We start from the raw sequence: 20,412 nt of genomic DNA on the forward strand, positions 1-20,412 counted from the left end.
CTATCGCAGCCAGTATCCATCCGGGGTCAGCGCGTCCGGCATGGGCTCGCCGAGCGCGTGATGCACGATGCGGTCGACGGCGCGGACCATCGCGTCGAGGGGCAGGTCGTTCGGCTCGGTTCCGAACGGCTCCTCCAACTCGTCTCCGAGGGCGTCCAGGCCGAAGAAGGTGTAGCCGACCAGCGCCACGACGACCGGCGTCGCCCAGCCCAGGGAGCCGGTAAGCCCCACCGGCAGGAGCAGGCAGTAGAGCCAGGCGGTGCGGTAGACCAGCAGGGTGTAGGCGAAGGGCAGCGGCGTGTTGGCGATGCGCTCGCAGGCGGTGTGCACCCCCGACAGCGCCTCGATCCGCGATTCCAGGATGCCGAACTGGATGTCGGTAAGCCGTCCCGCCCGCACCGCAGCCGCCAGGTCGCGCGTGATCGCGGCCAGGACCGAGTCGGTTGGGTTGGGGCCGCTCCTGTCCGAACCCGGCACCCTCCCGTCGACGGCCGCGGCTTCATCGAGACCGCGCAAGCGGGACCGAAGGCCGTGCGCAAAGGCGGAGAGCCGCCGGAGCTGGGGGGCCGCGTCCGCATCCGGCAGCAGCGCCGGCAGGGCGCGGGCGAGGTTGCGGACCTCGCCGATCAGGCTGCCCCAGAGCTTCCGGGCCTCCCACCAGCGCTCGTAGCAGGCGTTGTTGCGGAAGCTCAGGAAGATCGAGAGGGCGAGGCCCACCAGGGTGAAGGGCGTGACGCCGGCCGTCATCGGGAATACCGCGGGCCAGCGTGCCTCGGCCCAGACCACCGCGCAGGAGACCGCCACGATCCCGGCGAGCTTCGGCGCCACCCGCGGCAGGATCGACCCGCGCAGGGTGAACAGCAGGGTGAGCAGGTTGGGCCGGGTGCGGACGATCATCGGGCTATCGAGGCTGGAGCGTCGCCGTCCTGCCCTGCCCCCTGCACGCCGGCAAGAGACGTCTCCGTGAGGAGGCCGCCGGACGGGCGATCGCTCAAACCGGCTCCGCCTCCCACAGCCACGCCGCGCCGCGGACGCCCGACGCATCCCCGTGGAGGCTCGCCCGGACCGGTGTGTCGAAGGCGTCGGAGAAGATGTGGGGTGCGATCGCGGCGGGCAGGCCGTCGATCAGCTCGGCAATGCGCGACAGGCCGCCGCCGATCACGACGACGTCCGGGTCGAGGAGGTTGATCACCTGGGCGGCCGCGCGCCCAAGCCGGTCGAGATGGCGTGCGAGCGTTTCCTGCGCCTCCGCGCCGCCCGCCCGGGCGGCGGAGACGATCGCCTCGGCGGTCAGCGGCGCGCCGTGCCGCCGACCGTGATCGGCCGCGAGGCCGGGGCCGGCCAGCCACGTCTCGATGCAGCCCCGGCGACCGCAATAGCAGGTGGGGCCCGGACGCTCGTCGTCGCGCGGATAGGGCAGCGGGCCGTGGCCCCATTCACCGGCGATGCCGTTGCGGCCCGCGAGCACCCGCTCGTCGATGGCGATGCCCGATCCGACCCCGGTGCCCAGGATCACCGCCCAGACGACCCGTGCGCCGGCGCCGGCGCCGTCGATCGCCTCCGAGACCGCGAGGCAATTCGCGTCGTTCTCGATCCGCAGCGGCCGACCCAGCCGCCGCGTCAGGTCGGCGCCGAAGGGCTGTCCATTGAGCCAGTGGGAATTGGCGTTGCGCACGAGGCCGGTCGCGGGCGACAGGCTGCCCGGCATGCCGATGCCGACCGTGCAGGGCGTCCCGGCCATCCCCTCGAGCTCCAGCACGAGGGCCGCCACCGCCTCGACGGTGGCTCCGTAATCGCCGCGCGGGGCGGCGACCCGGGTATCGGCCACCGTGCGGCCGTCCCGGTCCAGCACGATCCCGGCGATCTTGGTGCCGCCGAGATCGATGCCGAGGCGTGCGCCTGCGGGCCGGCCCATCACTCCGCGGCGGCGACCTTGCCGTCGGTCGCCATCGGCTGCGGTGTCTCGTCGGCGATGTGGGTGCCGATGGAGACCGGGTGGGCCATGACCTCGTTGAGCTTGGCCACGTCGAGCTCACCCTCCCAGCGGCTGACGACCACGCAGGCGACGCCGTTGCCGACGAGGTTGGTCAGCGCGCGGCACTCGGACATGAACTTGTCGATGCCGAGAACGAGGGTCATGGCGGCCACCGGGACCGGGCTGTTCGGGATCGCCGAGAGGGTCGCCGCCAGGGTGATGAAGCCCGCGCCGGTGACGCCCGAGGCGCCCTTCGAGGTCAGCATCGCGACCAGGATGATGGTGGCGTACTGCGTGATGCTCAGGTCCACGCCCACCGCCTGCGCGAGGAACAGGGTCGCGAGCGTCATGTAGATGTTGGTGCCGTCGAGGTTGAACGAGTAGCCCGTGGGCACGACGAGGCCGACCACGGAATCCGAGGCGCCGAGCCGGCGCATCTTGGTCATCAGCTGCGGCAGCACCGTCTCGGACGAGGAGGTGCCGACCACGATCAGCAACTCGTCCTTGATGTAGGCGAGGAAGCGCAGGATCGAGAAGCCGGCGACCCGGGCGATGGTGCCGAGCACCACCAGCACGAACAGGAGCGCGGTGACGTAGAAGGTGCCGACCAGCCACGCGAGGTCGTAGACCTTCTGGATGCCGTACTCGCCGATGGTGAACGCCATCGCGCCGAAGGCGCCGAGCGGCGCGAGCTTCACCACGATACCGATGATCTTGAAGAAGATCTGGCCGGCGGTGTCGATCGCGTGGTTCACCGAAGCCGCGCGCTCGCCCAGGCTCGTGACCACGACGCCGGTGAGGATCGAGATCAGCAGCACCTGCAGCAGGTCGCCGGTGGCGAAGGGATCGAAGAAGCTCTTGGGGATGATCGCCAGGATGTGGGCGACGGTGGAATCCGCCGCGGCCTTGCTGGCGTAGGTCGCGACCTTGCTGGCGTCGAGCTTCGACGGATCGGCGTTGAAGCCCGCGCCCGGCCGGATCACCTCGCCGACCAGCACGCCGATCAGCAGCGCCACGGTGGAGACCACCTCAAAGTAGATCAGGGCCTTCAGCCCGACGCGACCGACCTTCTTCAGGTCGCCGATCGACGCGATGCCGTGCACGATGGTGCAGAAGATGATCGGCGCAATCATCATCTTGATCAGGCCGATGAAGGCGTCGCCGAGCCACTTCATGGCCTTGCCGGTGGCGGGGTCGTACCAGCCGAGAAGGACACCGAGCGCGATCGCGATCAGGACCTGGATGTAGAGCACCTTGTACCAGGGCTCTCGGGGCGCTGCGGCCGCACTCGTCGCGTGGATTGCTTGTGCCATGTCCATCCCGTGCGACGACCGCGCACCCTCCCGATTTGCCGGCACGCTAGCGATTATCGATCCGCGCCTCAACGGCAGCTCGGTAATCTGCGCTAAACCCCTCGTGACAAAAACCTGTCGATTCCCGCCAGAAAGACTTCTCTAGTCTGACAATTGGGCTCATCCCGATAAATGCGGCTGTTTCGAGCCGCCGCCGGATTTCGCCGTTCGATCAACGGCATCCAGTCTAATTCCGGGGGTGACGCGTGGCTGTCTTCAACTGGGCCGGGGTCGCGGTCCTCGGCGGAATCTTGGCCAGCGCGCTGGCCGCTCCGGCGGCCGCAGGGGTCGTCGCGCAGATCGACCAGTCGCGCCAGCGCATGCGCGTCTTCGTCGACGGCACTCCGGCCTATGATTGGCCGGTGTCCACCGCCCGACGCGGCTATTTTACGCCGAACGGCCGTTTCCGGGTCGGGCTGATGGCACCGATGTGGCGCTCGCGCAAATATCACGGCTCGCCGATGCCGCACGCCATGTTCTTCCGGGGCGGCTACGCGATCCACGGCACCTACGCGACCGGGTCGCTCGGGCGCCGGGCGAGCCATGGCTGCATCCGCCTGTCGCCGGGACATGCGGCCGCTCTGTTCAGCTTGGCCCGCAGCCGCGGCGGGGCAGCGGTGGTCATCCGCAACTGAACGCGTCCAAGTCGCGGCAACCTAGTCTTCCCCAACGCGGACGGCCGTGCCGGAACCGCGCGGGCGCAACACGCAGCAGACGGGCCGCCGTGCGGTCTGCGCGGCGGCCCGGTGTGTCCGCGGATCTGCGCCGGCGCGAGCCGGCGGCCGGTTCAGTTCTGCTGCTGCGTCCGGCGGGGGCGCACGGTCCAGCGCTCGAACATCGACGCCGGATCCTCGCTCTTCGCATCCTTGGATTCGGAGGACGGTTCCGGCTGCTGGTGGATGGCCGCGCCGAGCGCCTGGGACAGGCTCTCGATCACGTCGTCGATCCGGGCATCGCCGTGCAGGGTCTCAGGCGAGCCGGCCTGTGCCGCAGGCGCCTCGGGCGCCGCTGCAGGCTCCGCGTGATGGACGGGCTCCGGAGCCGGCTCCGGATCGGCGTGGTGCTCGGGGGCCGGCTCGGCGGGGGCTGCCGCGGCGGGCGCCGCGGGCTCCGCGTGGTGGACCGGCTCCGGCGCGGGCGCGGGCGCCACGGGTGCGGCGGGCGCAGCGGGTGTCACGATGCGGCGCATCGCGTTGAGCGCGCCGTCGTCGGATTCGGACGGCCGATTGCTGCTGCCGTAGCGGCCGAAGCCGAACCGCGGCTCGATCAGGTCGAGCACGGCGTCCAGCGCGGCGTTGCTCAGGGAGACCTCCTCGGCGGCCGGCACGCCCTGGATGGCCAGGGTCTGCCGCTCGAACGCGGGTTCGCCGCTGACCTCGCGCCCGAACCAGCCGGGCGCCTGGAAGCCGGCCGCATCGCCGTCGTGCTCGAAGACGACACTGATCAGGTCCAGGCTTCCGGGCGTGACGTAGCGGTCGATCGCCACCTCGCGTCCGCCGACGTTCACGGTCGTCCGATCGTAGGCGGCCTTTCCGGGGCAGACATCGAGCAGCGCGTCGCCGTGGGCGCGCGGCACATCGGTGCGCTCCTCGACCGGGATGCCGTCGGCACCCTTGTTGACGAGCACGAGCTGGCAGTTCTGCCCGTCGACCCGCACGTAGGAGGCGCGACCGCCCTGCGGCGCGAAATGTCCTTCGGTGATGCGTGCCCCGCCCCGCTCCTTGCGGATCAGGCGGACCAGGGACGGGGCGACCAGGAATCGGCGAACGGTGCTCATGAACTCAAAACCCCTCCCGGTTGGTCGGCGGTGCGCCGCTCGGGCGGACAGCCTCTTGGTCCGCCGGATCGGGCGGACCGGATCAAGTGGAACCGGGGACGACGGCGTAAAAGCTGGATCGCAACGCCGTATTCACCCGCACCTGACCGCTTCCGCCGCCAATCACCGGACAGCGACAACATGAGACTATAGAGCGCTAAGCAAAAACGCGACGAAATCAAGACCGGACCGCGGTGAAGATACGACCTCGGCGCCTTCTGTCCCCGATATCCCGGCTCGCGGCACGATTTTTTGAACCCAGGTTAAATCTCGGATCGCGTCATGCCGCCGGCTCGAACTGCATCGCCACGCCGTTCATGCAGTAGCGCAGACCGGTGGGGGCGGGACCGTCCTCGAAGACGTGGCCGAGATGTCCCTGGCAGCGGGCACAGTGCACCTCGGTGCGCACCATCCAGTGGCTGCGATCGACCGACGTGGCGACGGCGCCCTCGATCGGCGCGAAGAAGCTGGGCCAGCCCGTCCCGGACTCGAACTTGGTCTCCTGCTCGAACAGGGGTTGTCCGCAGCCCGCGCATGTGAAGGTGCCGGGACGCTTCTCGGCGAGCAGATTGCTCGTGCCGGCCCGCTCCGTGCCGTGCTCGCGCAGGACCCGGTACTGGTCCGGCGTGAGCGCCGCGCGCCACGCGGCGTCGCTGCGGGTCTCGCGACCGGTGGTCGACGTATCCGCCATGACGTTCTCCCGTTCTGGAGCCGCACTCTACGCGTCGTCGGCGATCTTCGGCAGTCCCGCCCTCAGGCCGCCGCGCCGACCGTGTCGGCCATCCGCGCCTGCCGGCGTCCCATCGGCAAGGGCGCGCCCGTGGTCGTGTCGCGGGCGGTCTGATGCTCCAGCTCCGCATTGATCTCGCCCCCGAGCAGAACGATCGTCGAGGAGATCCAGATCCAGGTCATGAAGCCGATCACGGCGCCGAGCGAACCATAGGTCTCGTTGTAGGTGCCGAAATTGGCGACGTACCAGGAGAACAGCAGCGAGGCGAGGAGCCAGAGCAGGCCCGCGATCACGCTGCCGACCCCGACCCAGCGCCACCGGGCGTGCTCCCGGCTGGGGCCGAAGCGGTAGAGCACCGAGAGGCCGCCGAGCAGCACGATCAGGATGGCCGGCCAGCGCAGGGCCGCGAGCAGCCAGGCGGTCGAGCCGAGGCCCAGATAGTTCAGCACCACCGGCACCACCACGATCGCGTTGAGCGCGATGACGATGAACAGGAGCGCCCCCACCGTGAAGGTCAGGGAGCGGAGGTTCAGCCAGAAGAAATTGCGCTTCTCCTCCTCCTCGTAGACCACGTTCAGCGCGTCGAACATCGCCTTCATGGCGGCGTTGGCGCTCCAGATCGACAGCAGCAGGCTGGTGAAGAAGGTCACGCTGAGCGAGCCGGTGCCCCGGGACGCGATGCGCTTGACCTGATCGCCGATCAGCTCGACCGCCCCGGACGGAAGCACGGCGTGCAGCTGCGCGAGGTGGTCGTTGATCACGGTCACGTCGGCGAACAGGCCGTAGCAGGTCACGAGCGCGGCGATCGCCGGGAACAGCGACAGCAGCGTGTAGAAGGTGACGCCGGCGGCGACCGCCAGCACCCGGTCCTTGTTGAACTCGAGATAGACCCGGACCGCGATGTCCTTCCAGCCGGATCGTGTCATCTCGGCGGGGCTGTTGGCGGCGCGGCCGCGCTCCGGCTGTGTGGCCGCCGTGAGCTGCGCGGCGCGGCCCGAGATCGAGCGCGCCCCGGCGGCAACGCCTTTGTTGGCCGCGCCCGTGTCCTGCGGTGGCTCGGGGTCGCGCGACGGTCCGGTGTCCCGAGCGAGCACCGGCACCCCGCGTCGCGCCGGCGCCGCCGCGAGGGCGACCAGCGCCGAACCGAGCATCAGGATCCACAGGATGGAGCCGGTATCCGGCTGTCCGCTCGGGCGCGAGGGCGACGGGGGCATGGGTCGGGAAGTGCCGTACACGCGGAACTGCCGCGCTCGGGACTTCAAACGTCCCCGCGCAGCGCCCGTTCCGCAACGGCGCGGGGACGGGTCGGGCTTCCGCGCGTTGTGCCATTTATGCGCGATCATCCCCGTCTCGGCTTCTGTTGCAAGTTCGTCCTCGACGAGCCCCCCGGCACGCACGCCACCCTCAAGGCGGAGCGCGACGCGACGCTTCACATGAATCTCACCAGCGTCACGATGGCCTATCTCGCCAAGCTGGAACCCGCCGCCCGGTGTACGAAGCTCGCCGGCCTCGTGGCGCACAATCTCGACGCCCTCGCGCGCCAGATCGCCTGGGTCGGAGCCCGGCCGCCGCTGGAGCGCCTGCTGCGCATGGCGAGCAATGTCCTGCCCGGCTACACCCATCCGATTGCCCAGGCGATCTACGCGGAGCCCGAGATGGCGGCCCTCGTCGAGCGCGGCCTCGCCGAGGCGGGAGCGCTGGCGCGCCGCCTCGAGGTCCGCCTGAGCTTCCACCCGGGCCCGTTCTGCCTCTTGGCGAGCCGCAACCCGGCGGCGATCGAGAACGGCCTGTCCGAACTCGACTATCACGCCGAGATCTTCGACCGCATGGGCTATGGCGGCGGCTGGCATCCGCACGGCGCCCATATCAACATCCATGTCGGCGCCGGCGACCCCGGGGTCGACGGCTTCCGCGCGACCCTGCCACGGACGAGCCAGGTGGCGCGCGACCTCGTCACGGTGGAGAACGACGAGAACGTCTTCGGCCTCGACGCGGTGCTGCGGCTCACCGACATCGTGCCGGTGGTGCTCGACCTGCACCACCACTGGGTCCAGAGCGGCGGCGAATATCTCGAGCCGGACGATCCCCGGATCGCGCAGGTGCAGGCGTCCTGGCGGGGCGTGCGGCCCGTGGCCCATATCAGCGTGTCGCGCGAGGCGGTCGCGGAAGAGTGCGATCCGGACGCCCTGCCCGACTTCCCGGCCCTGCGCACCGCCGGCCACGCGGTCCGGGACCTCGCGGCGCATTCCGACATGATGTGGAACCGGGCGGTCAACAGCCTCGTCGCCCGCCACCTCGTTTGGGCGGATTTCGAGATCGAGGCCAAGGCGAAGAACCGCGCGTCGGTGCAGATCGCCCGCTACATCACCGAGCTGGAGCGCGCGGGGTCGATCGCTGCCGAATGACACGGTGGTCTCGACGCGTCCGCGCGACGGCTTTAGGCATTCGGGCATGAAGACCGCCGATTGCGACATCCTCATCGTTCCGGGGCTCGGAGGGTCCGAGGAGGATCATTGGCAGGCCCGCTGGGCCGGCCGGCTCGCCACAGCCCGCGTGGTCGAGCAGGACGATTGGCACGCGCCGACGCCGGAGGCGTGGTGCGGAACGATCGCCGCGGCGGTCGCCGCCGCGACCCGGCCGGTGATCCTGATCGCCCACAGTCTCGGCGTTGTGGCCAGCGTCGAGGCGGCGCCGCGCTTCACCCCGGGCGTCGTGCGCGGCGCCTTGCTGGTGGCTTTCCCGGACGTGGAGGAGGCGCCGGGCCTGCCGGATTCGGTGCGCGCCTTTGCGCCGGTCCCGCGCGACCCCCTGCCCTTCCCGTCGCTCCTCGTCGCCAGCCGCACCGACCCGCATTGCCGCTACGCGCGCGCCGACGATTTCGCGCATGCCTGGGGGGCGCTCACGGTCGATGCCGGCGAGTCGGGTCACATCAACGTGGCGAGCGGGCACGGGCCCTGGCCCGAGGGGCTGATGCGTCTGGCCGGCTTTCTGAAGGGGCTGTGAGCCTGCGTCGCCTGAACGCCCTGGTCGCGCCTGACGTCTTCGCGAGCGCAGCGAAACGGCCCCTGGGCGGCGCGACCGGGATGGTCGTGGCGCCGCCTGGATTGCATCGCTCCGCTCGCGAAGATCGCGGCAGCCAACCCGCGCGACGGGCCGCCGGATCTCGTTAACGCTCCGTTTACCCTCGACCCGTCCAGTGGCGTCTCGGGCGGTCCTTCGCCCCGAAGGCGCCCCTGGAGATCACCGTGACGCGTAAAGAGCTTCTGGAACGACTCGACGCGGTGCAAACCGCCCTCGGGCCGCGGGCCCAGTCCAACTTCAACAGCTCGCTGTTCAACGACGTGACGCTCTTGAAGCGCATCGAGGCCTTCGAGGCCAAGCTCGGCGAGCCCGAGAAGCCCAAGAGCGCCGACTACACCGGCAACATGTTCTCCCGCATCGCCAACCGCCGCGCCGCCGCGGGCGGCAAGTAGCGACGCGCGGCCAGGAGCGACCCTGCTATTTCGACTCGGCCTCGGCCGAGCGCAGCAACTCGCCGGCGACGTCGGCGAGCCGCGGCGGCGCCTCGCGCACGAACGGCAGCGGGCGGCAGACATTGAGTGCCGCGAGCCCGAACCGGGCGGTCATCAGCCCGTTGAGCACCCCCTCGCCCAGCTTGGCCGACACGCGGGCGGCGATCCCCAGCCCCAGCACCTGCTGCATCACGCTCTCGCCCACCGCCATCCCGCCGGTGACGGTGAGATGGGCGACCGCGGCGCGCGCGAGCCGGAGGAAGCCGAGGAAGCCCGGGCGTCCGCCGTAGATCGCCGCGATCCGGCGCAGCAGCCGGACGGCGGCGAAGACCACGAAGGCGACGTCCACGATCGCCCGCGGGCTCAAAGCCGTCACCGCCGAGACCTGCTTGGCCGCCGTCGCGATGGCGTTGCGCGCCTGACGGTCCAGGCCCGCGAGCAATTCGTGCTCGGCCAGACCGATCCGGTCGTCCACGTCGAGGATCGCGTCGGCGGCAGCGTCGATCCGGGCGCGGCCCGCCGACAGGGACTCGCGGTCGGCGTAGAAGGCTGAGAGCGCCTGCACCACCGCCTGCGCGCCCGTGTGGTCGCGGGTTCCGAGGGCGTCGAGGGCCGACTGGCGGAGGCGCTCGATCTTGCGCTCGCGGCGCAGGCCGGCGAGTTCCCGCACCACGATCGCCAGGAGCGCCAGGGCGGCGACGCCCAGCAGGGCGAGCGCCACCCAGCCGAGCCAGGGCGCCGCCTGGAACAGGTCGGCGATCATCCGCTCGACCGACAGGCCGATCCCCAGCGAGACCAGGGCGCCGACCGCCGACAGGAACAGCGCCCCCCACGGCGAGCGGCGGCGCGGGGCGATCGGCACGGCGACACCGTCGGCGGCATCCACGATCTCGAAGGGCTCCTCCACGATCCGGGCCTGGGGCGGCCTGGCGGCGAGCGGCGTCGTGGCGACGTCCGGCTCGACGTCCCGCTCGGGCGTGATCCGGAAGGCGCGGGGTTTCTGGCCGGAGGTCATGGCTGGATGCTCCGCAGGCTCACCAACATCGTCACGCCAGCTTGTCGCCGATCAGGAACTGCATCGCCCGGTCCAGCCGGATCTGCGGCAGGTGCCCAGGGCGGCCGAAGCCGTCGGGCCGCACCAGCGGCGGGCGGAAGCGCGGGAAGCGCAGGGAGCCCGGCTCGACCGCGCCTTCCAGCACGGCCTCGGCGCGCGCCGGCAGCTCGCCCGGGAAGATCGCGGCCTCGCTGTTGCCGTCGAACACCTCGTCGCCGACCACCTCGCCGGCCTCCGGGGTCCCGGCCACGGCGCGCAGCGTCTCGCCGCCATCATGAACCGTGGTCTCGCGCGTGGCGCGCACGGAGGCGAGCGCCACGGTGCCGACCCGGGCGCCGGCCGCCTCGGTCCGCCGCATGGCGCGGGACACCAGCAGCCGCAGCAGCGCGTCGAGCCGGTCGTGGCTCGTCTGGTGGAGATGGTCGGCCTTCGTGGCGGCGAACAGCACCCGGTCGGCCCGGGGGGCGAACAGCCGGGACAGGACGGTGTTGCGGCCGATGTTGAGGCTGAGCAGCACCGCGTCCAGCGCCTCTTCCAGCTCCGCCAGGGCGGTCGGCCCGGCATCGACCGCGGAGAGCACGTCGACCAGCACGATCTGCCGGTCGACCCGCTGGAAATGGTCGCGGAAGAACGGCGTCACGACCTTGGTCTTGTAGGCCTCGAAACGCCGCTCCATCAGGCCGGCGAGACTGTCGGGCGCAATGGTCTCCGTGAGCCCGTCCAGCGGCGCGAAGGTCAGCGCGGGCGAGCCCGCGAGGTCGCCCGGCATCAGGAACCGGCCCGGCGGCGTCGTGGCGACCGATTCCGGACCAGCGCGCAGGCCCGCGAGGTAGGCTTTGAACGCGTCGCTCGCCCGCTCGGCCGCGACCTCGTCGAGCGGCCCGTTCGGGTTGAAGTCCTTGAGCGCGGCGAGCCAGGGCGCCGCCACGGCGGCGCGCCCCGGCCGGCGGGTACCGTTGATCGTGGCCCGCGACCAGGCGGTGTAGCTTGTCTCGATCAGCGCCAGGTCGAGCAGCCACTCGCCGGGATAATCGACCACGTCGAGCATCAGGGTCGCGGGACCGGTGCGCCAGCCGGCGGTGCGCTCGTAGGCGATCTCCAGGCGAAACTGGCTGATCCTGTCGGTCGAGCGCGGCCAGCGCCGGGCCTCGGTCAGCGTGCCGAAATGCTCCTCGAAGGGAAAGCGCGGCACGTCGTCGTCGGGCTGCGGCACGAGGCGGGCGCGGCGCAGGCGGCCTTCCTGCGCCGGGGCGAAGGCGGGCAGTGCGTGCGTCTCCACGAGATGGTGGATCAGCGCCGTGGTGAAGACGGTCTTGCCCGAGCGCGCGAGCCCGGTCACGCCGAGCCGCAGGGTCGGCTGGACCAGCAGGTCGTGCGAGGCTTCGGCGAAGGCTTTGACGGCCGAGCCGGCGCGCGCGGCAAGGTCGGTCAGGGGCACGGGCGAGCTCGTCGTGAGGGGAACAGGCCGGGCAGAGGTGGCGCGGCGGCGGCCGAACCGCAAGGCTTGACGCTACGGCGCGGCGCTATTGGCGGCCGGCGTCACCGGTCGCAACCGGGCGATCGCCCCCGCGACGAGATCCGGGCCGGCCCGGAGCGTGCCGAGTTCCACCGCCGACATCGCCAGCATCACGGGTGCGAGATTGGCGCGGGGTGCGCCGTCCGGCCCGAACAGGTCGAGGTCGTCGCCGGGCTTCAGCCCGACGCTGCCGCTGATCCGCGCGGCGTAGGCTTGGATCCGCACCTCGTCGCCGGTGCAGAGCGGGGCCGGCAGGCGCAGATCGAGGACCGGCAGCCCGGTCGCGATCGCCGGGAGGAGCGCCGACTCGGCCACCATCCGCTCGGGGCTCGGCACCCGGCGATCCGTCGTCCGGTCGAGGAGCGCGGCCGGGTCGGCGACGCCCCGGGCCGGTCGGCGTGCGGTCTGTCCGGCCGGGTCGGCCGGCGCCGTGAGGCCGGTGGCGATGTCGGGGATCGGCTGGAGCGTGGCCACGTGCGGCACTGGGGCCCGGCGCCGGCCCGCATGGCCGGCCATCCGGGCGAGCGGCGACCAGGGCTGGACGCGCAGGGCCGACCGGCCGCGGGGGGCTCCGCCGGGCCGGTGCGTGGCGAGGAACCGAGCCCGTAGGGTGCGTCCGAGCCCCCGGGGCGCGAGCGCGGCCGAGACCGCGGGGACCGCCACCGGACGTCCCGAGCGCGCGGGCGCGGCGACGGAGCGGCACTCGGCGGGGGCCCAGCGGCGCACGATCGCCAGGGCCGTGTGCCGGCCGTAGTCGCGATAGTAGCGCCGCAGCAGGCTCGCCGCCGCGTCGGCCCCGTCATCGAGGGTAGCGAAGGCGGTGTGGCCCTCGGCGTCGGCGCCGATCTCGCCGGGCCAGCGGGCGGACTTGATGCACCAGCCGTTGTTGAGGCGCACGCAGCGCGCGACGTAGGGCGGGTCCTCCGCCAGGGAGGCCGTCACCGCGAGCGCCCGCGGCAGCAGCTGCGCGCCGGTCTGCGCATGCCAGTTGGAGACGGAGCGGGTCGCGGGGTCGAAGCGCGGCGGCGCCGTCTCCGCGGGGGCGGCCGCCACGACAGGGACCGGCAGGGCGTGCAGGATGGTTTCCGCGCCCGCCTCCGCCCGGGGAACCAAGCTCGTGAGCAGAACGAGGGCGTTCAGCAGCACGCGGACAGGCCTCCGCGGTGGTCCGCGGGAAACGGTTTCTCAGGCGCGGGAAAAGGTCCTGCCCTCACGGATTCAACACCTTGAGCGCCGCCTCGTGCAGCCGCGGGTCGCCCGAAGCCACGACCCGGCCGCCCGACGCGGCGGAGCCCCCGTCCCAGGCCGTTACCTGGCCGCCCGCACCTTCCACGATCGGGATCAGCGCGACGATGTCGTAGGGCTTCAGCCCCGCCTCGACGACGAGGTCGATCTGTCCCGCCGCCAGCATGCAATAGGCGTAGCAATCGGCACCGTACCGGCTCATCCGCACCTGGCCTTCCAGCGCCCGGAAGCGCTCGGCCTCCTCACCCGCCGCGAACAGCCGCGGATCCGTGGTGGCCAGGATCGCCTGGGCAAGAGCCCCGCAGCGGCGCGCGCGCAGGGTCCGCTCGCCCGAGGGCGTGCGCAGGCGGGCATTGCGCCCATCCCCGGTGAAGCGTTCCGCCAGGTAGGGCTGATGCATCATCCCGCGCACCGGCACGCTGTTGCGGGTCAGCCCGATCAGGGTGCCCCAGGTCGGCAAGCCCGCGATGAAGGCCCGGGTGCCGTCGATTGGATCGAGAACCCAGACGCACTCGGCATCGGTGCGTTCCGAGCCGAACTCCTCGCCGAGGATGCCGTGGCCCGGGAAGGTCTGGCCGATCATCGCCCGGAGCACGACCTCGGCGGCCCGGTCGGCCTCGGTCACGGGGTCGAAGGGGGCGCCTCCGCGGGCCTTGTCATCCAGGCCGAACTGGGCCCGGAAGAACGGCAGGATCGCCTTGCCGGACGCGTCCGCGAGGTCGTCCATGAACCGTCCGAGTTCGACGACGCTCATCGGATCATGTCCCTGGTTCCGTCCGCGGTCGGTTCGATCGCCCGGACAATGCGTGACGAAACCGGGGTGCACCCCCGGCCGTCAAGCCCCCCGGCTCATGCATCGGCCCGCGCCGACTTGCGGGGGGTGCCCTCCCCGGCTTCCACGATTTGATCCGATGGTGGGGGCGTCCCGGCGTGATCGTCCGCCTGCGGCTCGGCTTTCCGTTCTGCGGCGGCGAGCACGGCCTCAACGGCTTCGCGCAACGAGACCACGCGGCCGTCGGCACCGGTCGACTGTTCCGTCGCCCGACCCGGCCCCTCCTCCTGCGTGAGCCAGAGGCCGAGCAGGATCGGCACGCCCGGCATCCGGCCTTTCAGGCGGCGAATCAGCCGGCGCAGATGGGTCGGTTCGCCGTCCAGCGCGAGGGAAACCACGCAGGCCATCTGGGCCGGCCCCGGCTCGAAGCGCGCGATTCGCGCCGAGGCCGCCTCGGCGAACGGGACCGTGCGGACACCCAGACCGCGCTTCTCCAGGATCTGGGCGAGGATCGCGGCGGCGGCCTCGTCCAGGAAGCCGCGGCCGGACACGCACAGGACCGCTCCCTGGCGCGTCCAGGCCTGGGACAGAGCATCGGGCGCCGGTCCCATCGGCATCGGGCTGCAGGCGCTCTCGGCAGTCTCGCCGGCGGCATCGGTGACTGCGTCGCTGCGCTCGGAAAGGTCCGCGATCAACTCGCCGAGGGCCGTGCGCATCGCCGCCTTCTGGCGCGCCGTCAGAACGCCCCGAGCCGCGTCGCGGGCTGCGAGTTCGAGGGCCTTGAGGACCACATCGTCGTAGTAGGACGAGAGCGAGCATTGCTGCAGGATCAGCTCGGCATGGCCCAGCACCTCCTCGGCATCGCCCGCCAGAATCCGTTGGTAGAAATTCTGCACGGGCGTGAGGGCCGGGCGGTCACCGAACAGCACATCGAGGAATTCCAGGTGCTCCACGTGGCGTCCGAGCACCACGAGGCAGACGGTGAGCGGCGTCGACAGGAGCAGGCCGACGGGGCCCCACAGCCAGGTCCAGAACAGGGCCGAGACCAGCACGGCGAACGGAGAGAGCCCGGTGGATTGCCCGTAGACGATCGGCTCGAACACTTGGCCGGTCAGCGGCTCCAGGACGATGAACAGGATCGCCACCGCGATCATCATGTTCCAGCCGGGATCGACCGCGGCGGCGAGCGCCATCGGCAGGAGCGCCGACACGACGGCCCCCAGATAGGGCACGAAACGCATCAGGGCCGAGAAGATCGCCCAGAGCACCGGGTTCGGCACGCCGATGACGTAGAGCCCGATACCGACCACGACGCCGAAGGCGGCGTTGAGGGCGAGCTGCACAACGAAGTAGCGGCTGAGCCGCCGCGCGGCGTCGTCGATCGCCACGGTGGTGCGATGCAGGTCGCTCGATCCCGCCAGACGGATCATGCGGTCGCGCAGGTCCTCGCGCTGCATCAGCACGAAGAGCAGCACCACGAAGATGATGCCCACCGTGGCGAGCGGATGCATGACCGGCGACAGCACGGTCGAGAGCATCTCCAGCGACCCCGGCTGCGAGGCGGCAATCTCGACCAGGACGGGCTTCGGGGCCGCCGGCCCCTGGCCCGGGGCGGGCGCCGGCTCGGCGGGCGGCGCGGCGGCCTGCGGCGCTTGCTCGTGGCCCGCCTCCTTGCCGCCGACATGCAGGGCCCGGCCGATATTGGCCACATAGGCGGTGAGATGGCCGACGGGTGAGTCGCGCAGCCCCTCGACCTTGCGCTCGATGGTCGTCCGATAGCGTGGGACGTCGCCGGCGAGGTCGGCCGCCTGGATGCCGATCAGGGTCGCGAGGGCCGCCACGATGCCCAGGGTCAGGAACACGCCCAGGCCCACGGCCACCAGCCGCGGCAGGCGCAGGCGCCGCAGGCGGTTCACCAACGGCGTCAGCACGAAAGACAGGAGCAGCGCGATCGCGATCGGGATGAAGATCTCGCGGCCGAAATACAGGGCCGCGATGATGGTGGCCCCGACCACGACCGGCGAGGCCATCGCCGCCCGCGGCGTCTCGGCCGCGGCGACGCGGGTCGGTCGCGGCGGGGTTCCGGGTCGCGCCGCCACCTCGACCCCGACCGGGGTTCTCGTGCCCATACCGTGATCCGCACCCCGAACGCCACGCGCGGGCGCCCGCCGGGGTCTCGGGGCGCCTTGCGGATGGGAACGGTACAGGGCCCGAAAACGATCCCGCCGCCGCCGCGGCCGGCTAGGCGCCCTGCACCCCGGCCCGGGTCACGTCGCCCGCATCCTTGAGGTCCGGGAGCGACCAGCACAGCTGCATCACGCGCTTGGCCTGCGCCTCCGGCAGCACGCCCGCGGCGAGGTCGGCGAACTTCGCCTCCAGCTGTTGATCGGACATCGGCCTCTCGACGCTGCCGATGGCGTGCTCGATCCGCCGGTGGACGGTCCGCCCGTCGTTGAGGGTCACGGTCATGTCGACCTGCGCGGCGTCGATGCCGGGCGTGATCACCGGCACCACCTTCTGGCGGAGCGCCACCACGCGCGGGTCGTTGACCGCCCGGTCGCTAAACTGCTTCTCGCCGCCCGCCCCCTCCACGAAGGCGACCGCCGCGGCGTGGTAGATGCTGAACTTGCCCTCGAGGCCGGTCTTCGGGGCGGTCTTGCCGGTCAGCTCCAGCACCAGCGGATGAACCTTGAGGTCGACGCGCTTGATGTCTTCCGGCTTGACCCGGTCCTCGTCGCGGATCTGGATCGCCGCGTCGATCGTCGGATGCATGACGATGCCGCAGGCGAACGGCTTGTAGGTGTTGAGCGCGGATTCGTAGCGGGTGCCGAGGCCGTCGGTGATCTCGGACCAGTCCTGCTTGGTGGAGATCGTGTTGGCCCAGCCGCGCTTGGCCTCGATCATCCCGTCGGACGAGGTGTAGCCCTTGGACGCCAGGATCGCGGCGAACAGGCCGTTGGACGCGGCCCGGCCTGGGTTGAAGCTCTTGTTCATCGAGCCGAAGGACTCGCGCAGGCCGACCGGCTGCGAGGCGGCGAGCCCGAGGGCGTAGACCATCTGCTGCTCGGTCAGCCCCATCAGCTTGCCGGCCGCCGCCGCGGCACCGAACGGCCCGCAGGTGCCGGTGATGTGCCAGCCCGCGTCGTAATGGTTCGGGTAGACCGCATTGCCGATCCGGCACTCGGCCTCGATCCCGACCACCAGGGCGTCGAGGAAGGCCTTGCCCGAAACGGGCTTCATCTCGGCATAGGCCAGGATCGCCGAGGCGACCGGGCCGGCCGGGTGGATGATCGTCTTGAGATGGGTGTCGTCGAAGTCGAAGATGTGGCTCGACACGCCGTTGAGGAAGGCGGCGTTCATGATGTCGAACCGCTCGGTCCGGCCGAACAGCCCGGCCTGGGGCGGCCCGGAGAAGGGCTGCAGCGCCGAGACCGCGACGTCCACGGTCTCGTGGTGCGATCCGCCGATCGCCACGCCCACCCAGTTGAGGAAGCTGCGCACGCCCTCGCGGCGGACGTTCTCCGGCAGGGTGTCGTAGGAGGAACTCAGGATCCACTGCGCGAGGATCTTCGTGACGGGCGGTGGGGGCGCCTTCGCGGCCGGCTTCGCGGCCTCGGCCGCCTGCGCGCCCTGCAGGGCCGGAGCCGTAAGGGCGAGGCCCGCGGCCCCGATGAGCGAGCGGCGATTCATCGACATGGCGTTCTCCCGGACAGGGCCGCCCGCGGCGGCTCCGATTGCCGCGCATGATAATGAATTCAGTCGCTGGCCGTCAGCCTCCGTGTTTCACCCTGCCGGGTCTGACACCCCTTCACACCACCACGGGCAGTATCTCCTGTTCGCCCACACCGAACACCCGACGATACCGGGCGACCTCGTCAGACGGTCCCTGCGCCTTGGTGGGATTGTCGGAGAGCTTCACGGTCGGGCGCCCATCCGCCTCCGTAACCTTGCAGACGATGGAGACCGGATCGAGCTTGCCGTCCGGCAGGAGCCCGCGAAAGTCGTTGGTCAGCAGCGTGCCCCAGCCGTAGCCGATGCGCATGCGCCCGTGGAACCGCGCGTGGATGCGCTCGATCTCGTTGATGTCGAGCCCGTCGGAGAAGATCGCGAGCTTGTCCCGCGGATCGTGCCCGCGTTCCTGCCAGAAGTGGATCACTTCCTCGCCGCCCTCGATCGGGTCCTTCGAGTCGATGCGGATCCCGGTCCAGTCGCTCACCCAGTCGGGGGCGTTCGCCAGGAAACCGGTGGTGCCGTAGGTGTCGGGCAGGATCACCAGCAGGTTGCCGCCGTAATCCTCCTGCCAGTCGGACAGCACCGCGTAGGGGGCGCGGGCGAGCGCCGCGTCGTCCTCGGCGAGCGCTGCGTAGACCATCGGCAATTCGTGGGCGTTCGTGCCCACCGGCTCGACCTCCTGCCGGGCCGCGATCAGGCAGTTCGAGGTGCCGAGGAACGCGGCGCCGAGGCCCTCCGCCATGGCCTGCACGCACCAATCCTGCCACAGAAAGCCGTGGCGGCGGCGCGTGCCGAAATCGGCCACCGACAGGTCGGGCAGCTTCTGCAGCCGCTGGATCTTCTCCCAGACTCGGGTCATGGCGCGGGCGTAGAGCACCTGCAGGTCGAGCTTGCCGAGGCCCCGCAGCACGGCGCGCGCCCGCAATTCGTTGAGGATCGCGAGCGCCGGGACCTCCCACATGGTGGTCTCGATCCACGGTCCGTGGAAGGTCAGCTCGTACTGCCCGTCATGGACAGCCAGTTCGTAGTCGGGCAGCCGGAAGTTCTCGAACCACGTGACGAATTCGGGGCCGAGAATGCGCCCCTGGCCGCGGAACACATTGCCGCGCAGCCACGTGACCTCGCCCTTGCTGAGGCGGAGCGTGCGGGCGTGGTCCAGCTGCTCGCGCAGCAGCCCGGCATCGACCTCGTCGGCGATCCGGATGCGCCGCGTGCGGTTGGTGATCCCGAAAGTGGTCTGGATGTCGGGGTGCCGGCGCAGGATCGTCTGCGCCATCAGGAGCTTGTAGAAATCGGTATCGAGCAGCGACCGCACGATCGGGTCGATGCGGAAGCTGTGGTCGTAGACTCGCTTCGCCAGATCCAGCATGCTCTCGGAACTCGACCGCGCGCTTCTTTCACGCAGAGCGCATGCCGAGCGCGGCCCCGTCAAGGAGACGGGCGGCCATCCGGACCTGGAACTCGGCTTCACAGGGTCAGGCTATTCGCGCCCTGGCTGCAGAGCTTCCCGGCCGCCATTCCGCGGCGCCGCAGGCGAGCCCGGACCCTGAGGGGCACGCCGGAGGCGGGCAATCCAGATCCGCCGACAGCGCCCGATTTAGCACGCCGTGCGGTTCTGGATTCCGGGCCCTGCTCCGCAGTCCCGGAATGACGGGGGCGACATTCAAAGACGCCGGCCATGAGCATGCGCTCAGTGACCCGACGTCAGAGACCGGAAAACCGCTTCCGGCATCGCTGTGCGTCAGCTTCGGACGCTCAGGCGAGGTCGACCTTCTTGGTCTCGGTCTTCGGGCTCTCGCCGGTGAGCGAGGCCTTCACGTAGCCGTAGAGGTGGAGCATCGTGCTGTTCGGGCTGTCCCAGTACTCACCCTTCTCCGGGTGGACACGGATCAGCGCGACCTCAGGGTCGTCCTTGCCGTTCGGGAACCAGGTCTTCAGGCTCTCATTCCACTTCGCGTCGATGATCGACTGGTCGCGGACGATCTCGGCCTTGCCGGCCACCGAGACGTAGTTCTGGCTCGACGGGTCGGAATAGGCGAGGTTGATCTGGTTGTCCTTGCTGATCTCGGCCGTCTTGGGCGAGTGCAGCTTGGTGAAGAACCACAGGTCGCCGTTCTCGTCGGCGTCGTTGTTCCACATCGGGCGGCTGTTGAGCGTGCCGTCGGAATCGACGGTGGTCATCATGGCGATCTTCACGTCCTTGATGAGCTCGAACAGCTTCTTCGCGCCCTCGTGGTCGCGGTGGTTGCCCTGATGCATGAAAATGGTCTCCTACGCGTCGTTTTGGTCCCGGCCGGGTCTCCAGAGAGGGCCCCTGGCCGAAGGCTGCCCCGACAACGGATCAGTCTCCCGTTGGTTCAGCTTGTCCGCGCGAGGACGGAGGTTCGGATGAATCGGGCTCGGGTGATGAGCCGCGCAGCGGCGGCGCTGGTCGCCCTCGGCCCCTGCCTGCTGCCGGCCGCCGCCGAGGTGCGCTTCGGCCCGGGCGTGCGCATCGGCGGCCATGACGTCTCGAACCGGCGCTACGGCAGCGTCCATATCCAGCGCGTGGAGCGCCTGCGCGGCCCGCTCGGCTGTCGGCGCCTGCGCCACGGGGTCTATCGGCGCGGCGACGGGACCGCGGTGCGCGGACCCATGGAGGAATGCAACCTCATCGCCCGCCCGCACTGACGCGACCCGCTCGGCCGGGACGGCCACGGGGACGAGAC

Annotated in this window: 19 protein-coding genes; 5 read left to right on the top strand and 14 right to left on the bottom strand. The window is 70.9% G+C overall.

Features of this window, described 5'->3' with window-relative positions; translation table 11 throughout:
- The 3 genes from AC3WSN_RS10945 to AC3WSN_RS10955 form a co-directional block, all read right to left on the bottom strand.
- On the bottom strand, nt 1–897 hold the full coding sequence (locus tag AC3WSN_RS10945; RefSeq protein ID WP_492537947.1) for a bestrophin family protein: 897 nt from the start codon (nt 895–897) through the stop codon (nt 1–3).
- A gap of 94 nt (nt 898–991) precedes the next feature.
- Nucleotides 992–1,915 carry an ROK family protein gene (locus tag AC3WSN_RS10950; protein WP_492537949.1) on the bottom strand — a complete coding sequence of 308 codons (924 nt, stop codon included), beginning with the start codon at nt 1,913–1,915 and terminating at the stop codon, nt 992–994.
- On the bottom strand, nt 1,915–3,288 hold the full coding sequence (locus tag AC3WSN_RS10955) for a dicarboxylate/amino acid:cation symporter (RefSeq protein WP_492537951.1): 1,374 nt from the start codon (nt 3,286–3,288) through the stop codon (nt 1,915–1,917). The genes AC3WSN_RS10950 and AC3WSN_RS10955 overlap by 1 nt, the downstream gene beginning before the upstream one ends.
- A 245-nt stretch (nt 3,289–3,533) precedes the next feature.
- On the opposite strand from AC3WSN_RS10955, the gene AC3WSN_RS10960 reads away from it, so the two are divergent.
- The gene (locus AC3WSN_RS10960; RefSeq protein ID WP_492537953.1) at nt 3,534–3,962 is read left to right on the top strand and encodes a L,D-transpeptidase; all 429 of its coding nucleotides are present in this window, start codon (nt 3,534–3,536) and stop codon (nt 3,960–3,962) included.
- 152 nt (nt 3,963–4,114) lie between these two features.
- Here the strand turns inward: AC3WSN_RS10960 and AC3WSN_RS10965 are convergent, their stop codons facing one another.
- From AC3WSN_RS10965 to AC3WSN_RS10975, 3 genes are all read right to left on the bottom strand, one after another.
- Nucleotides 4,115–5,104: a hypothetical protein gene (locus AC3WSN_RS10965; protein ID WP_492537955.1), complete on the bottom strand. Its 990-nt coding sequence runs from the start codon at nt 5,102–5,104 to the stop codon at nt 4,115–4,117.
- A gap of 319 nt (nt 5,105–5,423) precedes the next feature.
- Nucleotides 5,424–5,834, bottom strand: coding sequence for a peptide-methionine (R)-S-oxide reductase MsrB (msrB, locus tag AC3WSN_RS10970; RefSeq protein ID WP_492537957.1), 411 nt, complete (start codon nt 5,832–5,834; stop codon nt 5,424–5,426).
- 62 nt (nt 5,835–5,896) lie between these two features.
- Nucleotides 5,897–7,087 (bottom strand): YihY/virulence factor BrkB family protein, encoded by a 1,191-nt coding sequence (locus AC3WSN_RS10975; protein WP_492537959.1) that lies wholly within the window; start codon nt 7,085–7,087, stop codon nt 5,897–5,899.
- A 117-nt stretch (nt 7,088–7,204) separates the two neighbouring features.
- Between AC3WSN_RS10975 and AC3WSN_RS10980 the strand changes: the two genes are divergently transcribed.
- The 3 genes from AC3WSN_RS10980 to AC3WSN_RS10990 all read left to right on the top strand — a co-directional run bounded on the left by AC3WSN_RS10980 (nt 7,205) and on the right by AC3WSN_RS10990 (nt 9,346).
- Complete coding sequence (locus AC3WSN_RS10980; RefSeq protein WP_492537961.1) at nt 7,205–8,278, top strand: apurinic/apyrimidinic endonuclease family protein; 1,074 nt, start codon at nt 7,205–7,207, stop codon at nt 8,276–8,278.
- Between the two features lie 46 nt (nt 8,279–8,324).
- Nucleotides 8,325–8,876, top strand: coding sequence for an RBBP9/YdeN family alpha/beta hydrolase (locus AC3WSN_RS10985; protein WP_492537963.1), 552 nt, complete (start codon nt 8,325–8,327; stop codon nt 8,874–8,876).
- A 242-nt stretch (nt 8,877–9,118) separates the two neighbouring features.
- Nucleotides 9,119–9,346 (top strand): hypothetical protein, encoded by a 228-nt coding sequence (locus AC3WSN_RS10990; protein WP_192710546.1) that lies wholly within the window; start codon nt 9,119–9,121, stop codon nt 9,344–9,346.
- 25 nt (nt 9,347–9,371) lie between these two features.
- On the opposite strand, the gene AC3WSN_RS10995 is transcribed toward AC3WSN_RS10990, so the two are convergent.
- The 8 genes from AC3WSN_RS10995 to AC3WSN_RS11030 all read right to left on the bottom strand — a co-directional run bounded on the left by AC3WSN_RS10995 (nt 9,372) and on the right by AC3WSN_RS11030 (nt 19,963).
- Nucleotides 9,372–10,400, bottom strand: coding sequence for a YcjF family protein (locus tag AC3WSN_RS10995; protein WP_492537965.1), 1,029 nt, complete (start codon nt 10,398–10,400; stop codon nt 9,372–9,374).
- A 31-nt stretch (nt 10,401–10,431) separates the two neighbouring features.
- Nucleotides 10,432–11,877 carry a YcjX family GTP-binding protein gene (locus AC3WSN_RS11000; RefSeq protein WP_192710544.1) on the bottom strand — a complete coding sequence of 482 codons (1,446 nt, stop codon included), beginning with the start codon at nt 11,875–11,877 and terminating at the stop codon, nt 10,432–10,434.
- Nucleotides 11,878–11,949: 72 nt separating this feature from the next.
- Nucleotides 11,950–13,101, bottom strand: a complete 1,152-nt coding sequence (locus tag AC3WSN_RS11005) for a hypothetical protein (RefSeq protein WP_492537967.1) — start codon at nt 13,099–13,101, stop codon at nt 11,950–11,952.
- A gap of 64 nt (nt 13,102–13,165) precedes the next feature.
- Entirely contained in the window at nt 13,166–13,954 is a 789-nt protein-coding gene (gene hisN / locus AC3WSN_RS11010; RefSeq protein ID WP_492537969.1) for a histidinol-phosphatase, read from the bottom strand.
- Nucleotides 13,955–14,049: 95 nt separating this feature from the next.
- Nucleotides 14,050–16,101 (bottom strand): AI-2E family transporter, encoded by a 2,052-nt coding sequence (locus tag AC3WSN_RS11015; RefSeq protein ID WP_492537970.1) that lies wholly within the window; start codon nt 16,099–16,101, stop codon nt 14,050–14,052.
- Nucleotides 16,102–16,213: 112 nt separating this feature from the next.
- Nucleotides 16,214–17,668, bottom strand: a complete 1,455-nt coding sequence (locus AC3WSN_RS11020) for an MmgE/PrpD family protein (protein WP_492537972.1) — start codon at nt 17,666–17,668, stop codon at nt 16,214–16,216.
- A gap of 112 nt (nt 17,669–17,780) precedes the next feature.
- Nucleotides 17,781–19,073 carry a nicotinate phosphoribosyltransferase gene (gene pncB / locus AC3WSN_RS11025; RefSeq protein ID WP_492537974.1) on the bottom strand — a complete coding sequence of 431 codons (1,293 nt, stop codon included), beginning with the start codon at nt 19,071–19,073 and terminating at the stop codon, nt 17,781–17,783.
- A gap of 386 nt (nt 19,074–19,459) precedes the next feature.
- Nucleotides 19,460–19,963 carry a pyridoxamine 5'-phosphate oxidase family protein gene (locus AC3WSN_RS11030; protein ID WP_024830124.1) on the bottom strand — a complete coding sequence of 168 codons (504 nt, stop codon included), beginning with the start codon at nt 19,961–19,963 and terminating at the stop codon, nt 19,460–19,462.
- Between the two features lie 147 nt (nt 19,964–20,110).
- Between AC3WSN_RS11030 and AC3WSN_RS11035 the strand changes: the two genes are divergently transcribed.
- Nucleotides 20,111–20,374 (top strand): hypothetical protein, encoded by a 264-nt coding sequence (locus AC3WSN_RS11035; protein WP_192710599.1) that lies wholly within the window; start codon nt 20,111–20,113, stop codon nt 20,372–20,374.
- Nucleotides 20,375–20,412: the final 38 nt, after the last annotated feature.

The organism is Methylobacterium sp. FW102-HT35C08, from assembly GCF_058790235.1.